We start from the raw sequence: 14,859 nt of genomic DNA, 5'->3' as shown, positions 1-14,859 counted from the left end.
TTAACTTAATGCAGCCAAAACCAAAGGTGCATAGTACTCCAGGCGTAGACCCCTGCCATCACATCATCAATCATAATGCCAAAGCCACCAGCTACTCGGCGGTCAGCCCAGCGAATGGGCCATGGCTTAAAGACATCGAAGATGCGAAATACCACAAACCCCCACAGCGCTGCCTCCCAGGAGAAAGGAACCGCTGCCATGGTAATCCAGTAACCAACAAACTCATCCCATACGATCCCTGAGTGATCATGCACCCCCAGGTCATGAGACGTTTTATCGCACAGCCATACACCAACCACAAAGGCTGCCAGCACAATGCCTAGGTACCAGCCTAGCGTCAGGTCGGCCATCATCCAGTAGAAAGGAATCGCAGCCAGAGTACCAAAGGTACCCGGTGCCCAAGGCACCGTGCCACTGCCGAGGCCAAAAGCAAAAAAGTGGGTGGGGCGCCGCCAGACGCTCGCCGGTGCTCGATTCATTGGGCACCCCCACGAAAATGCTGCCAGCCAGTCGCCCCTTCTACAGGCACTCCCGTCACCCCAAGCGCTTCGGTGCAGCGGCCAATAATGCTAAGCGAAAGGCCTAACTCGGCCAGCTGCATTTGCGCTTGAGCAACCTTGGAGGGAGGTAGTGTCACCAGCAGTTCGTAGTCATCACCGCCAGATAGCGCTGCGGTTAAGGCCGCTTCGCTGCCCAGCACTTCGGCTAATCCTTCGGCTAGGGGTAGCGAGTCGGGCTGCAAAGCGACACCTACCTGGGACGCTTCCCGCAGATGCGCCAGATCCGCTAGCAGGCCATCGGAGATATCCATCGCCGCTGTGGCCAGCCCGCGTAGCGCAATGCCGGCCTTTAGTCGGGGCTGAGGCAAGAGATAGCGCTGTAGCAACGGGTGTTTCAGGTCGCGTTCACCCTGTTGCCACAACGCTAGCCCGCCAGCACCGCCACCTAATGCACCGGTCACGGCCACCACATCGCCCACCTGCGCGCCCGAACGCGTTATAGCCGTGCCAGTAGGCACTTCGCCCATCACGGTGACGCTAATGCTGAGCGCGCCAGAGGTAACATCGCCTCCAGCGAGTGTCGTCGCGTGCTGCTGGCAAAGCGTGTGAAAACCGCTGGCATAATCGGCAAGCCACTGCTCAGCGGCAGTGTCATCTTTAAAGGCGCGCTGATCCAAGGTGATAGCCATCAAGCACCAGCGCGACTTAGCCCCCATCGCGGCTAAGTCGCTGAGTGCCACGGCTAACGCTCGGTGTCCTATCGCATAGGCGGGGGCATCGTGGGGAAAGTGAACATCGACGACGGATGTATCAACACTCACCGCCAGCTGCTGCCCCGCCTGGGGTACCAATAGAGTGGCGTCATCGCCGCATCCTAGGGCAACGCCATCTGTCGCTTGTGCCTCCTGCGGCGACATAAAGTAACGTCGAATCAGATCGAATTCGGCAAGCACAAAGGCCCCTTAAACGCTTGATCAGGCGGCCCGCTTACAAGCGGCGGGCGCTGACTTCGGCACTTCGTAAGCGGTTTGCCAGCTTATCGAGAATGCCATTCACGTATTTATGGCCGTCGGTGGCGCCAAATGATTTTGCCAGCTCAACGCCTTCGTTAATCACTACGCGGTAAGGCACTTCCATTCGCCGGGAAAGCTCGTAAGCGCCGAGACGAAGAATCGCCAGCTCCACCGCGTCCAAATCTTCCAAACGGCGATCAAGCAATGGGGCAATTTCACGGTCCAGCTCGGTTTTGAAACGCACCGTGTTATGCAGTAGCTCATGGAACAGCGCTTTGTCCGCGATTTCCATGACCTTTACCCAGTTCTCATGATCTTCTAAGTCATCGTCAGCCACTTGGCTACGAAACTCAGCTTCAATCGTGGTAATGGACTTACCGGTCATCTGCCACTGGTAAAGCCCCTGTACCGCTAACTCCCTTGCGGCGTGACGCCCCTGCTGTGCCGCAGAGGGCTTGCGCTCACGACGCTCGCTCATTGAGAGTCTCCTACCGGCAGCGCGCGCAGTAGAGACACCATTTCCATCGCGGCCATCGCCGCTTCGGTGCCTTTATTACCGGCTTTGGTGCCTGCACGCTCAATGGCTTGCTCAATAGACTCAACGGTTAATACGCCATTGGCTACGGGCGTATCAAACTCAAGTTGGAGATGGTTAATAGCCGTGTTGCAGCCACCCGCCACGTACTCAAAATGTGGCGTGCCGCCACGAATGACCGCACCGAGGGCAATCACCGCATCCGGCTTCATCACATTGAGTACACGCTTCACGGCCAGGGGCAGTTCCCACGCGCCCGGCACATGAACGATATGGATATTTTCCACATCCACACCGTGGCGTGTCAGGCTATCGACGGCACCTTCCACCAAGCTATCGACCACGTGGTGATTAAAGCGGCCCACCACGATGACATAGCGTCCATCAACGTCTACAAAAGTGCCTTCAATTTGCGAAAGGGGTTGCATCAATTTATTCCTGCTGAAAAGTTGGCTCATACGCCGTGTCATTGGGCCCCAGGCGCTCGACTACTTCAAGACCAAACCCAGAGAGCGCTGAGAATTTCCACGGAGAGCTGAGTAGCCGCATTTTACCAACGCCTAAGTGGCGCAGAATCTGCGAGCCAGTACCAATCGTTAAGTAGTTGCCAGAACCGTCTGAGTCGCTGGTACGCGGCTGGCGTACGCGATCCAGAAAGATATCTAGCTGGTCTTTCAAATCTTGATTAGGACGCCCATCATCAATCAGTACAAACACACCGGCCTGGGCTTGGGCAATTTCATGAATAGCGCGGTTGGCATCCCACCGACACTGCTCACCCTTCATTAAGCCCATCACGTCGCGCAGCGTATCTGCAAGGTGCACACGTACGGTGGTGGCCTGCTCCGGCGTCGGCTGCCCTTTTACCAGCGCCAAATGGTGCGCACCTTGAATGCGATCACGGAACACATGTAGCGCAAGCTTGCCGTGAACGGTCGACACCTGAGAGGTTTCTATATGGTCCACCGTTTGCTCGTTCACAATACGGTAGTGGATCAGATCGGCAATGGTGCCCATCTTAATGCCATGCGTCTTCGCAAACACTTCCAGTTCCGGACGACGCGCCATACTGCCGTCATCGTTCATAATTTCACAAATCACACCGCTGGGGTCAAAGCCTGCCAGCGCTGCCAAATCACAGGCCGCCTCCGTATGACCGGCACGGCGAAGCACGCCGCCCGGCTCGGCCATCAGCGGGAAAATATGCCCTGGCTGAACGATATCCGAAGGCTTGGCATTCGGTGCAACGGCTGCCTGCACAGTGCGCGCGCGGTCAGCCGCTGAAATACCGGTCGTGACACCTTCGGCTGCCTCAATAGAGAGCGTGAACTTGGTGCCAAAGCCTGAGCCGTTGTCCCGTACCATCAGCGGCAAGTTGAGCTGCTCGCAGCGCTCACGGGTCATCGGCATACAGATCAAGCCGCACGCGTATCGTGCCATGAAGTTGATATGCTCAGGCTTCACCATTTCGGCGGCCATGATGATATCACCTTCATTCTCGCGATCCTCATCATCCATGAGAATCACCATTTTGCCCTGGCGAATATCGTCCACCAGCTCAGCGATAGGGGATAAGCCCTCAGAAGAGGAGTGCGCCATGGAATCTCCAAAAAATGTGGTCGCATCGTATGCGATTTCGGGCGTCAGGGTACCTTGCAATGACGGCTTGCGCTAGTCAGCGTGAGGGGTGGCGGTGATCCACCAGTCTTGCCCAACGGTTCGCGACTCTTTAATCGTCAAGCGTTTCTGATCGGCCATCTGGGTAATTCCCGGCAGTGCAAATAGTGGCCTTGCTTCACCGCCTAATAGCGTAGGAGCAACAAATAGCTGCAGCTCGTCGACTAAATTCGCCTCCAGTAACGCTCCTGCTAGCGTTGCGCCGGTCTCTACCAACAGCTCGTTAACCTGCTCATTATCTGCCAGCCAACGCAGCATGTCAGCCAGCGCAATCCGGCCGCCTTCGGCAGGAAGCACCTGAATCTCAGCACCCGCCGCCGCCAGTTTACGCCGTTTCTCTTCGCTATGCTGATCGGTGGTGATAATCAGCGTGCGCCCTGGCTCTCGTAGGCAGGCCGCGGCAAGCGGTAAGCGAAGGCGCGAATCCAAGATCACTCTTAGCGGCTGGCGCTGCACGATCTCGGCGGCGTTATCCAGTGCCAGTTGGTCGGCACGCAGCGTTAAGCGTGAATCATCCATAATGATAGATTCCACGCCGCTCAGAATAGCGCTTGAGCGGGCGCGCAGCCGCTGCACTTGGGTGCGCGCTTGCGGGCCGGTAATCCACTGGGACTCCCCCGACCCCATGGCGGTACGGCCATCCAAGCTCATCGCCATTTTCAGCCGCACAAAGGGGCGCTGACGCTCCATACGGGAAATAAAGCCCGGATTCAGCGCCCGGGCATCTGCTTCCAACAGGCCTACCTGCACCTGAATGCCTGCTGCTTTCAAATGCTCAATACCGCCACCACTGACCTGGGGATTAGGGTCCCCCATCGCCACCACCACGCGCGCAACACCCGCTTGCGCCAGCGCCACCGCGCAGGGCCCTGTTCGCCCGGTATGTGAGCAAGGCTCTAGCGTGACATAAGCGGTGGCACCCTGGGCGGCGCTGCCTGCCGCCTTTAGGGCGTGAATTTCTGCATGGGGTTCTCCCGCACGCACATGGTATCCCTCGCCCACAATGCTGCCTTCCGCGCTGCCATCAAAGTGCACCATCACACACCCCACCCTGGGGTTGGGGTCGGTGGTATAAAGCCCGCGTTTGGCTAGCTGGATAGCGCGAGCCATGTAGCGATAGTCGGCGGTGGAGAATTCACCCATTACGATGCTCCGTGCTGTGTCCCACTGCCCTCTGGCTCATCCGTGGGCTCTTGGGAGAGGCGGTCGATTTCCGCCCGGAACTCGTCTAAATCCTGAAATTTACGATATACCGAGGCGAAACGAATATAGGCCACTTGATCCAAGCTACGCAGCGCTTTCATCACCGCTTCACCAATCTCACGCGCGTTGACTTCACGGTCGCCACGGGCGCGCAGCGTCTGGCGAATACGCTCTACCGACACTTCAATCGCTTCAGCGCTTACCGGGCGCTTTTCCAGCGCGCGCAGCATACCGTCGCGTAGTTTCGCCTCATTAAAGCTCTCGCGAGAGCCGTCGGATTTTACGACCCGCGGCATAATCAGCTCAGCGGTTTCATAAGTCGTAAAACGCTCTTGGCAGTTGGCACACTGACGGCGGCGGCGCACCTGGTCGCCTTCCGCCACCAGCCTGGAATCTGTCACTCGGGTATCATTTGCACCACAAAAAGGGCAATGCATGGCAGTCAACCTATTATCAGTACGCACTAGTAGCTGTGCGTGCAGCGTGTCAGCCTGTACGAATAAAAAGCGCTACAAGGCTCCATGCCCTGCCCGTTATTCGCCATTTTATAACCTGTTTTATCGCCTATTGTCAGCGGCAGCCTTATCGCTGCCCTTAGGGCGTAGCTGTGTTATACAACGCGTATCAACACGGTATTGTAACGATTTGGCACACAAGCTGCAGCGTTTGTCGAAGGTTGATTTATAGGACGCCCTTTATGACCCCTTTCGAGCAGACCGTTCACCACTACCTTACCCACCTGTATGGCCCCCGTGCGGGGGAAGTACAGCGGCGTATTGGCCAGCATCTTGCGAATTTTCGTACCGCCTCGACGGCTTCCCCACCCGCTAACACGGCGGGCCACGACGCACCAACATGGAGCGAAAAAGATCAGTGGGTCATTTGTTACGGTGACTCCATCTTGGATGAAGGTACGCCGCCTTTAGCGGTGCTGGATACTTTTCTACAGCGCTATCTGGGGGATGCCATTAGCGGGGTTCACGTACTGCCCTTTTTCCCCTGGAGCAGCGACGACGGCTTTTCGGTGATTCACTACCGCGAGGTCAATAGCGAGCTGGGCGAGTGGGCGCATATCCAAACGCTAGCCAGCCACTATGACTTGATGGCTGATTTAGTGCTGAACCATGTCTCCAGAGAGTCGCTCTGGTTTGTGGATTACCTGACCGGCAGCCTGCCCGGTCGCGACTACTTTATCGAAGTGGATCCGGATACCGATGTCTCCCAAGTCACCCGCCCGCGCAGTAGCCCACTTCTAGTGCCGATCTCTACGCGCCGGGGTACGCGCCACGTGTGGGCGACTTTCTCGGAAGACCAAATAGACCTCAACTTCGAAAACCCGGATGTGTTGTTAGAGTTCGTGGGTATTCTGCTGTTCTACCTACAGCAAGGGGTGCGCATTATTCGCTTGGACGCGGTGGCGTTTTTGTGGAAGCGATTGGGCACCTCCTGCATTCACCTGCCGGAAACCCATACCGTTGTGCGCTTACTTCGCGCCATCGTGGATGAAATAGCCCCCGGCACGCTGCTGATCACCGAAACCAACGTGCCCCATGCCGAAAACATCAGCTACTTTGGCTTGGAGCGATTAGCGAAAGGCGCGCCCGATGAAGCCCACATGGTGTACCAGTTCGCCCTGCCGCCCCTGCTGCTGCACACCCTCACCCGCGGCGAAGCGACGACGATACAAACGTGGTTAAACAGCTTGCCGGTGCTGCCTGAACAGTGCACCTACTTAAACTTCACCGCGAGCCACGACGGTATTGGCGTACGGCCGTTAGAAGGCCTGTTGCCTGACCATGAACGCGACGCACTGCTGGAACTGATGCATCGTTTTGGTGGCTTTGTCAGCATGCGCAGCAACCCTGATGGCAGCGACACACCCTACGAAATTAACATTACCTGGTTTGAGGCCATGCGCGGCACCCGCCGCGGGCCAGACCCGTGGCAAATTGCGCGCTTTCTATGCAGCCAAGCGATCATGCTCAGCCTACAAGGAATACCCGCACTCTATATCCATACGCTCACCGGCACGCTAAATGATGTCGAAGGTGTGGAGCGCAGCGGCCGCTTACGCTCGATTAACCGTCGCCGCTGGCAGCTTGATGAGCTGGCACTGCTGCTGGAGAGCCCTTCCACCCCCACCCATGACGTTTTCCATGCCCTGCACCGGCTACTAGTGCAGCGTCGCCAAGAGCCCTGCTTTCACCCCAACGCCCCGCAGCGCGTGATAGAAACGCCACCCGAGCTGCTAGCCATTGAGCGCGGGCCACTCCGTAACGGGCGACGCCTACTCGCGCTGTATAACGTCACCGATGTTAAGTTTGATCTCGCTCACGCAGGCGATGCCCTGAACCAAGCGCTTACCCAGTACCACTGGCAGCCGCTAGACCCGCTGACAGCTCACCACGAAGAAACACTGCCGCCCTATGCCGTCCGCTGGCTGGCTGCTGAAGCATAAGGCTTGCGACATAACGACTCAGGGCAACGAGAGATAATCGTTAAATAATCTTGTTCTGACACACTTACGCTAAACCACTGGTGAAAGCGTGAGTGACTATGTTGCAGCAAAGTGTTGCGATTGGCCCCATGGGGTTTAGTCTGCATCAATTGATGATTGGATTTGCCTTTTTACTGGCCCTGCTAGCGGGTGCGCTTATTGGCCAGCGGCATCGCGTGGCGGTCAGCGATACGTTATTTACCCTGCTATTTGTGGCGCTGGTGGCCGCACGCCTCGTCTTTGTTGTGCGTTACTGGAGCGACTATGACAGCATGCTATCGCGCTTAGATATTCGCGATGGCGGCTTCGATATACTCGGTGGTATAGTGGCGGGCCTTAGCTACGCTGGATGGGCAATATGGCGCTCACCGCGCCAACGAGTACCGCTTGCCGGGGCGCTTTTGGTAGGCGGTTTAGCCTGGGGCTTGACAGCTGGCAGTACGCTACTGATCGAACAGCAGGCACGCCCACTGCCCACTACTCCGCTTGCTACGCTCAACGGCGAGCCTATTACCCTGCCCCAACTTGCTCAGCAGGAGCAAAAGCCCATGGTAGTTAACCTATGGGCAAGTTGGTGCCCGCCATGTATTCGTGAAATGCCGGTGTTTGAAGAGGCCCAGCAACAAGCGCAGGACATTACCTTTGTGTTCGTTAACCAAGGTGAAAGCCTTCAACACATTCATGCGTTTATGAGCGAACACGGCTTTGATTTGAAGAATGTATGGCAAGACCCGAGCAATGCCCTGGGTCAAACCACCGGAGCCCATGCCATGCCCACAACGCTTTACTACAACGCGGATGGACAGCTCGTGAGCACCCATTTTGGCGAGCTTTCCCGCGCCACTTTGCAAGATGGCCTTTCGCGTATTCGCTAATATATTTTGCCTCGCGGCACCCACACCAAGCCGTTTTCATAAGGATAGTGCTATGCAACGTGTTTTCTTACCCCATGTTGGCCGTTTCGCTTTACTTGCCGCGCTGGGTAGCGCAGCGGCAGCCAGCCATGCCGACGAGCTACCAGCCCCCGTGCAGGCGCTGGCCAACCAGGGCTTAACCATTCACGGGCAATTTGAGGCGCCCGGGGGAATGCGCGGCTTTGGGGCCAGCGCTCAGGGCCAGGATATGGCGATTTATTTAACGCCAGATGGAGAGCACGCCATTATCGGCACGCTAGTCGATAGCGAAGGTAGCAACCTGACGGAAGCACAGCTTGACGAGCACGTACGGGCACCCTTAGAGGCCGAAACCTGGAAGCTGCTTGAAGAGAGCCGCTGGATTCAGGATGGCGACCCGGATGCCCCACGCGTCATCTACACCTTCACCGACGCCAACTGCCCTTACTGCCGTCAGCTGTGGCAACAAACCCGCCCTTGGGTAGAGGCTGGCGAGGTTCAGCTACGCCATATTATGGTCGGCATTCTCGCCCCCAATAGCCCTGCGTTAGCCGCTACCATTCTCGGCGCTGACGACCCCTCCGCTGCCCTGCACCGTCACAGTGAAGGTGATGAGCTCTCCCCCAGCGCACAGCCACGGGATATCGAAGAGCAGGTATATGCCAACAACCAGCTCTTTGAAGAGCTAGGCCTCTACGCCACCCCCACCAGCGCTTTCCAACGTGAGGCTGAAGGCGGCACTGTGCGCATTGACCGAATCCAAGGCCTCCCCAGCCAAGAACGCCTCATTGAGATGATGGGTAGCGAAGCGCCTTAACAAAAGAAGTAGGAGGCCAATTTATTGGGCGGCGGCGTCAGCCGCCCTGAGCCTGCCGCAGCACTGGTGCCCTAACCGTCGCGAGCTGAAGCTCCCTCCCACACCTGACTGCTTGAGGGGTGAAGAGCCTGATGTGGGAGGCCAATTTATTGGGCGATGGCGGCGTCAGCCGCCCTTAGCCTACCGCAGCAGTGGTGCCTTCATCATCGCGAGCTGAAGCTCCCTCCCACACCTGACTGCTTGAGGGGTGAAGAGCCTGATGTGGGAGGCCAATTTATTGGGCGACGGCGGCGTCAGCCGCCCTTAGCCTGCCGCAGCAGTGGCGCCTTCATTATCGCGAGCTGAAGCTCCCTCCCACACCTGACTGCTTGAGGGGTGAAGAGCCTGATGTGGGAGGCCAATTTATTGGGCGATGGTGGCGAAAGCCGCCCTTAGCCTGCCGCAGCAGAGGTGCCTTCATTATCGCGAGCTAAAGCTCCCTCCTACAGAAAATGCTACACAGCATGTGCTAAGTTAATTAAAAATTTATAGGGAGCATATAATGAACAGGAGCCATCTGCTTCGCCAAGGGAGGCAATCAATCCCGAATGCTCACTACTTAGTCACTGCGACGACCCGCCATCGTCAGCAGGTTTTTACTAATTTTCATACTGCCTGTTGTGCATCCAGGCACTTTTACCACCCTCGCGTGAGCGAGCTGGCGACAACTTTTGCTTTTGTTGTTATGCCAGACCATATCCATTGGTTGCTTCAGCTAAATGGCGACCTTTCTGAGGCTGTGAGACGTTATAAGGCTTACGTATCGCTGAATATTGGCAGGCGTCTTTGGCAAGATGGCTTTCACGATCGAATGATTAAAGATGAAGCATCGCTAAAAGCAGCTGCTAGATATATCGTTGCCAATCCTCTAAGAGCCAATTTGGTCGAAGATATAGGAAAGTACAGCTATTGGGATGCTATTTGGCTATAAGTCACATCCTAGAATACAAGTGTAAACAACCAGCCGTTTGTCGATTAGAAAAAACCCAGAGGTGGGAGGCCAGTTTATTGGGCGACAGCGGCGTCAGCCGTCCTTAAGCTGCCGCAGCACTGGAGCCCTAATCATCGCGAGCTGAAGCTCCCTCCCACACAGTCATTACCTACTCCTCAGATAATACTGACCTTAACCAGAACAAAACTTTTGCACAGCAGAAGCTCCGTATTATTGGCCCAAGCCAATAGCTAGAGAGATAAGATCACTGATCGAACAGCGGCAAACTCAACAGTGGGAGGCCAATTCATTGGGCGACGGCGGCGTCAGCCGCCCTTAGCCTGCCGCAGCACTGGTGCTCTAATCGTCGCGAGCTGAAGCTCCCTCCCACACAGTCATTACCTACTCTTCAGATAATACTGGCCTTCAACAGAACAAAACCTTTGCACAGTAGAAGGTCAGTATTATTGGCCCAACCCAATAGCTCGAGAGGGAAGGTCACTTATCGAACAGCGGCATACTCGACAGTGGGAGGCCAATTCATTGGGCGACGGCGGTGTCAGCCGCCCTTAGCCTGCCGCAGCACTGAAGCCCTAATCATCGCGAGCTGAAGCTCCCTCCCACACAGTCATTACCTACTCTTCAGATAATACTGGCCTTCAACAGAACAAAACCTTTGCACAGCAGAAGCTCCGTATTATTGGCCCAAGCCAATAGCTAGAGAGATAAGATCACTGATCGAACAGCGGCAAACTCAACAGTGGGAGGCCAATTTATTGGGCGACGGCGGCGTCAGCCGCCCTTAGCCTGCCGCAGCACTGGTGCCCTAACCGTCGCGAGCTGAAGCTCCCTCCCACAACACTCCTGACGCTTTCTCCTGCAAATGCGTTCAAGCTTACTCCTCAGAGAGATTTTCGAACCGTGGCATGCCAACGTTCCAGGGTTGGATGTCACCTTTCTCGCCAAAATTAGCGTGGTCGCCTAGCACATGGCCGTCATGCTCGCGGGTTTGGCCGTAGAGCGAGCGGTTGTGGAATGTGGGGCCGAATCGCTCGGCGGTTTCTGCAACATCGCCGGTGTAGCGCGGGTCTTGGGGGCGCTCTTGGCTATTGATGTAGTAGGCAATATCCCACGCCTGCTGGCCGGTTAACGAGCGCGGCTGGCCCAGCGGCATGTTTTGATAGATAAACCCAGCCATGGTTTCTACCCGTGCAATACCGGCCCCCCAGTTGTTAGAGCCATCGCCCCAAGGGGCGGGGAAAACATATTCGCCGTTTTCATAGTGCCCAGAGCCATCTTCTTGGTGGCAAATGGCGCAGTTTTCCTGGTACGCCGCCTCGCCTCTGGCATAGCTGGGTGTTTCAGGCTGTTCAGGCGCTGGGAAACCACGGCCATAGATCGGTTTATCGGGGTACATCGGCGCACCGGTGGCGAGCCACTGGTGGTAGGCGCTAAGCGCCAGCATTTCGTCGCTACCGTACTCAGGCGGTGTGCCGTTCATGGAGTAGGCAAAGCAGCCTGCAATGCGCTCTTCCAGGTTGTTCACATGCTGATTTTTACCGCGAAAATCGGGCAAGGTGATGGCAGCTGCCCATACCGGCGCGCTAAACGGTACGCGGCCCTCTCCTAGATGGCAGCTTGAGCAGTTCATATCGTTAAAAACGTACTCGCCTCTTAGCTGCTGGGTATTGGTAAATAGGTCATAGCCGTAGCGAATGACTTTTTTAAGCTCTGGATGGAGATCCGAGGCTTCCAAGTCTTCCATGGTGGGCGGTTCGTGTACTAGCTGATTCAGCGCGGCATCGACCCGCTCCTCCTGCTGGGCAAACGCATTCGCTGCGTAGAGGCTCAAACCGGTGCCCACTGCAAGCGCGCTGCTGGATAGCGCGATCACTATATAACGATGGTAGTTACTCATTGTGCGGCCTCCCCTTCAGCGGCGGGCTGGGTGGCGTACCACGCGGAGACCGCCTGAATATCCTCTTCACTCATACGCTTGGCAATCGCCCCCATTAGGTTTTGAGGGTCGTTGCTGCGTGTGTCATTCTTCCAAGCGTTTAGCTGTGCACTGATATAGCCCGCATGTTGCCCCGCGATGCCTGGGAATGTCTCACCGACGCCTTGGCCACCGGGGCCATGACAGCTCTGGCAGGAAACGATATAGGCGTTCCAGTCGCCGCGTTCCGCTAGTTGCTGACCGCGCGCCAGCAGCGCTTCATCGGCATTGTCGCCGCCTTGGCCTGGCGTCGCGGGTAGCTGGCTGTAATACGCCGCCACGTCGGCAATTTGCTGATCGTCGAGCATATTGGCGAACGTCACCATCGTCGCGTTCTGACGGTCCCCGGCTTTAAAATCGTGCAGCTGCTTAGCGATGTAGTTGGAATTTAAGCCTGCCAAGCGCGGCCAGGATTCGCCGCCGGAAATGTTCATGCCTCCTCCGTTGGCTTGGTGACAGGCCACACATGTCGCCGATGCCGCTTCACCCCGCTCGGCATCTCCCTCTTGAGCTATGCTGCCACTCGCCATCAAGCAAGCGCCCATCAGCAGGCTAAGCCTGCCCCACATTGATGTTTTCATTACTCCCCCTGATCGCGTCGGTTGTTATGGAATTGCTTTATAGCGGTGACACCGTGGGAATCGTGAGATGCGCATAGAAGCCCCCTGCTTTTGCGTTTTCAAAACGCACGTCGCCACCAAAACGCTCGGCAATCGCTGCAACGATGGCCAACCCCAGACCACTGCCCTGCTGCTTACTGGCCCGCCAAAAACGTTGTGTCAGTTGGGCCAGTGTCTCTTCATCCACCCCAGGGCCTTGGTCATGCACGGTGAAGGTAATGTCGCTATGCGTTTGTTCTGCCATCAGGGTGATGGGCGCTCCGCGTGGCCCGTGATGCAATGCGTTATCCACTAGGTTACGCAGCGCCGTAATCGCCAGCTCTCTGGGCATGGCCAAATACACTTGAGGCAGCACTTCAGGCCACTGGCACTGCCCCTGAGCAGCGGCGCTATCAGCAACAGCTAGCTCAACAACTTGGGCTACTTCGCTTGGCTCACCATCATCAAAGCGCATGCGGCCTTCCACACGGGCCAGCGTGAGCAGTTGGCCTAAGGTGTGGGCCAAGCGCACGACGCCTGCTTCGGCATACTTAAGGGCTTCTTGAGCAGCCGGGCCTTCAGCACGTTGGGCAACCTGTAGGTGCGTCTTAATAGCGGTGAGCGGGGTGCGCAGCTCATGGGCGGCGTCATTGGTAAAACGCTGCTCCCGCACCAGGGTTTGCTGCACGCGTATTAAGAGGCTGTTGAGCGTATCGATAAGGGGCTTCATCTCTTTCGGCACGCCGTAGGTAGCCACCGGTGCCAGCGCTTCTGGGTGGCGGCTGGCTAACGACTCACGCAACCGTGACAACGGTGCCAGCCCGCGCCATATACCCACCCAAAGCGCAATCAGGCTGCCGGTTAACGCCACCACAAACGGCACGACGGCTACCCGAACTACCCCGTTTAGCAGCATCGTGCGCTCATCCATTCGATCCGCCGTGGTAATGACCAGGCCGCCGCGCTCGTAGGTAAAGACGCGCCAAGTGGTATCCCCTTCCTGGCGGTAGGTGTGACCGCGCTGCCCTGGCGCTAGCACGCTATCCATGTTGGCGTGGGTGCGAGCAATCACCTCTCCGCGTGGCGAGTGCACCTGGCAGGCCAGCCCCTCGATGGGTGGAATGGCAAGCGTCGTCATCATGCTCTGCTCCCACACATCCTCCGGCAATTGATGCACCAGCCCGGCCACCATGCGCGCGGACTGAGCCAAACGCTGGTCCAGGGTGGCGACAAAGGTTTTCTGCAAATCGTTGAGCAGCCAAGCAGCCGCAACGCCCCATAGCAGCGCCAACGTCAGCCCAAGCGTGAGTAGCAGGCGGGCGCGTAGACTCATCGCTGCCCCTTAGGCGTTTGCCCCGGCGCAAGCACGGCTTCTGGCTTGCCCAAGCGGTAGCCCAAGCCGCGCACGGTCTCGATAATCCCACTGCCCAATTTGCGGCGCAGATGATGAATATGGACATTGAGCGCATTACTCTCTACGTCATCGCTTAGCCCATAGAGGCTATCTTTGAGCTGGTCCGCCGAGAGCACGCTGCGCGGGGCGTGTAAAAAAGCCTCTAACAGCACCAACTCACGGCGGGAGAGCGCTATCAGTTCGCCCGCTACCCGCACCTCCCGAGCGCTGGGGTCTAGTGTCAGCGCGCCATGCACGGTCAGCCCTTGGCTGCGCCCGGCTACGCGCCGCAGTAGCGCATGTAGCCTTGCCACCAGCTCATCTAAATCAAAGGGCTTCACTAGGTAATCATCGGCCCCGCTTTGCAGCCCACCCACTCTGTCGCGCACGGCATCCCTGGCAGTCAGCATGAGCACAGGTGTCGTCACGCCCTCATCGCGCCAGGATTGCAGCAGCGCCAAGCCATCGCCATCGGGTAGTCCACGATCAAGAATCACCACGTCGCTGGCGACACTTTGCATCGCCTGACGCGCAGCCTGCACCGAGGTAACGTGCTCCACAACGAAGTGGTACATCATCAGCCCAGAACGAATACCCGAGGCCACCAGTGGATCATCTTCTATGAGTAGGACGTGCATAGGAGTTAAGCTCAGTTCTTGTGTATGGAGGGCAGTAGAGAGGGTGGCGTATCCTGTTGATTGATCTCGCCAGATCACAACCAACATAGGACGGATACGCCATGAGCAATTCTACTCTCCAAGCCGTG

General features: G+C 57.1%; 15 protein-coding genes. 4 read left to right on the top strand and 11 right to left on the bottom strand.

The window, feature by feature from the left end:
• Nucleotides 1–5 precede the first annotated feature (5 nt).
• The 7 genes from NH344_RS14660 to nrdR all read right to left on the bottom strand — a co-directional run bounded on the left by NH344_RS14660 (nt 6) and on the right by nrdR (nt 5,365).
• Complete coding sequence (locus NH344_RS14660; protein ID WP_044630377.1) at nt 6–479, bottom strand: phosphatidylglycerophosphatase A; 474 nt, start codon at nt 477–479, stop codon at nt 6–8.
• Nucleotides 476–1,453, bottom strand: coding sequence for a thiamine-phosphate kinase (gene thiL, locus NH344_RS14655; protein WP_228219547.1), 978 nt, complete (start codon nt 1,451–1,453; stop codon nt 476–478). Before thiL ends, NH344_RS14660 begins: the two co-directional genes overlap by 4 nt.
• Before the next feature lie 34 nt (nt 1,454–1,487).
• Nucleotides 1,488–1,991, bottom strand: coding sequence for a transcription antitermination factor NusB (nusB, locus tag NH344_RS14650; protein WP_044630379.1), 504 nt, complete (start codon nt 1,989–1,991; stop codon nt 1,488–1,490).
• Nucleotides 1,988–2,476 (bottom strand): 6,7-dimethyl-8-ribityllumazine synthase, encoded by a 489-nt coding sequence (gene ribE / locus NH344_RS14645; RefSeq protein ID WP_044630380.1) that lies wholly within the window; start codon nt 2,474–2,476, stop codon nt 1,988–1,990. The genes nusB and ribE overlap by 4 nt, the downstream gene beginning before the upstream one ends.
• Before the next feature lie 4 nt (nt 2,477–2,480).
• Complete coding sequence (gene ribBA / locus NH344_RS14640) at nt 2,481–3,647, bottom strand: bifunctional 3,4-dihydroxy-2-butanone-4-phosphate synthase/GTP cyclohydrolase II (protein ID WP_044630381.1); 1,167 nt, start codon at nt 3,645–3,647, stop codon at nt 2,481–2,483.
• 72 nt (nt 3,648–3,719) lie between these two features.
• The gene (ribD, locus tag NH344_RS14635; RefSeq protein ID WP_062361726.1) at nt 3,720–4,868 is read right to left on the bottom strand and encodes a bifunctional diaminohydroxyphosphoribosylaminopyrimidine deaminase/5-amino-6-(5-phosphoribosylamino)uracil reductase RibD; all 1,149 of its coding nucleotides are present in this window, start codon (nt 4,866–4,868) and stop codon (nt 3,720–3,722) included.
• Nucleotides 4,868–5,365, bottom strand: coding sequence for a transcriptional regulator NrdR (gene nrdR, locus NH344_RS14630; RefSeq protein ID WP_044630383.1), 498 nt, complete (start codon nt 5,363–5,365; stop codon nt 4,868–4,870). The genes ribD and nrdR overlap by 1 nt, the downstream gene beginning before the upstream one ends.
• Before the next feature lie 260 nt (nt 5,366–5,625).
• Between nrdR and NH344_RS14625 the strand changes: the two genes are divergently transcribed.
• The 4 genes from NH344_RS14625 to NH344_RS14610 all read left to right on the top strand — a co-directional run bounded on the left by NH344_RS14625 (nt 5,626) and on the right by NH344_RS14610 (nt 10,105).
• Entirely contained in the window at nt 5,626–7,386 is a 1,761-nt protein-coding gene (locus NH344_RS14625; RefSeq protein ID WP_253028065.1) for a sugar phosphorylase, read from the top strand.
• Nucleotides 7,387–7,484: 98 nt separating this feature from the next.
• Nucleotides 7,485–8,300 (top strand): TlpA disulfide reductase family protein, encoded by an 816-nt coding sequence (locus NH344_RS14620; protein WP_058578377.1) that lies wholly within the window; start codon nt 7,485–7,487, stop codon nt 8,298–8,300.
• Between the two features lie 52 nt (nt 8,301–8,352).
• Nucleotides 8,353–9,135, top strand: a complete 783-nt coding sequence (dsbG, locus tag NH344_RS14615; RefSeq protein ID WP_062361720.1) for a thiol:disulfide interchange protein DsbG — start codon at nt 8,353–8,355, stop codon at nt 9,133–9,135.
• A 541-nt stretch (nt 9,136–9,676) separates the two neighbouring features.
• Nucleotides 9,677–10,105, top strand: a complete 429-nt coding sequence (locus NH344_RS14610; protein WP_058577277.1) for a transposase — start codon at nt 9,677–9,679, stop codon at nt 10,103–10,105.
• An 895-nt stretch (nt 10,106–11,000) separates the two neighbouring features.
• Here the strand turns inward: NH344_RS14610 and NH344_RS14605 are convergent.
• From NH344_RS14605 to NH344_RS14590, 4 genes are read right to left on the bottom strand one after another with little or no spacing between them, the layout of a single operon-like run.
• Nucleotides 11,001–12,023, bottom strand: a complete 1,023-nt coding sequence (locus NH344_RS14605; protein WP_054645142.1) for a c-type cytochrome — start codon at nt 12,021–12,023, stop codon at nt 11,001–11,003.
• A complete protein-coding gene (locus NH344_RS14600) occupies nt 12,020–12,682 on the bottom strand; it encodes a c-type cytochrome (RefSeq protein ID WP_062361717.1) in 663 nt (220 codons plus the stop codon). The genes NH344_RS14605 and NH344_RS14600 overlap by 4 nt, the downstream gene beginning before the upstream one ends.
• Nucleotides 12,683–12,719: 37 nt before the next feature.
• Complete coding sequence (locus tag NH344_RS14595; protein WP_253028064.1) at nt 12,720–14,033, bottom strand: ATP-binding protein; 1,314 nt, start codon at nt 14,031–14,033, stop codon at nt 12,720–12,722.
• Complete coding sequence (locus NH344_RS14590; RefSeq protein ID WP_044630668.1) at nt 14,030–14,731, bottom strand: response regulator transcription factor; 702 nt, start codon at nt 14,729–14,731, stop codon at nt 14,030–14,032. Before NH344_RS14590 ends, NH344_RS14595 begins: the two co-directional genes overlap by 4 nt.
• Nucleotides 14,732–14,859: the final 128 nt, after the last annotated feature.

Source organism: Halomonas sp. Ps84H-12 (genome assembly GCF_024124725.1).
Taxonomy (GTDB): domain Bacteria; phylum Pseudomonadota; class Gammaproteobacteria; order Pseudomonadales; family Halomonadaceae; genus Vreelandella; species Vreelandella aquamarina.
Note: the sequence above shows the minus strand (reverse complement) of the source record. Positions and strands in the feature narration are given on the sequence as shown.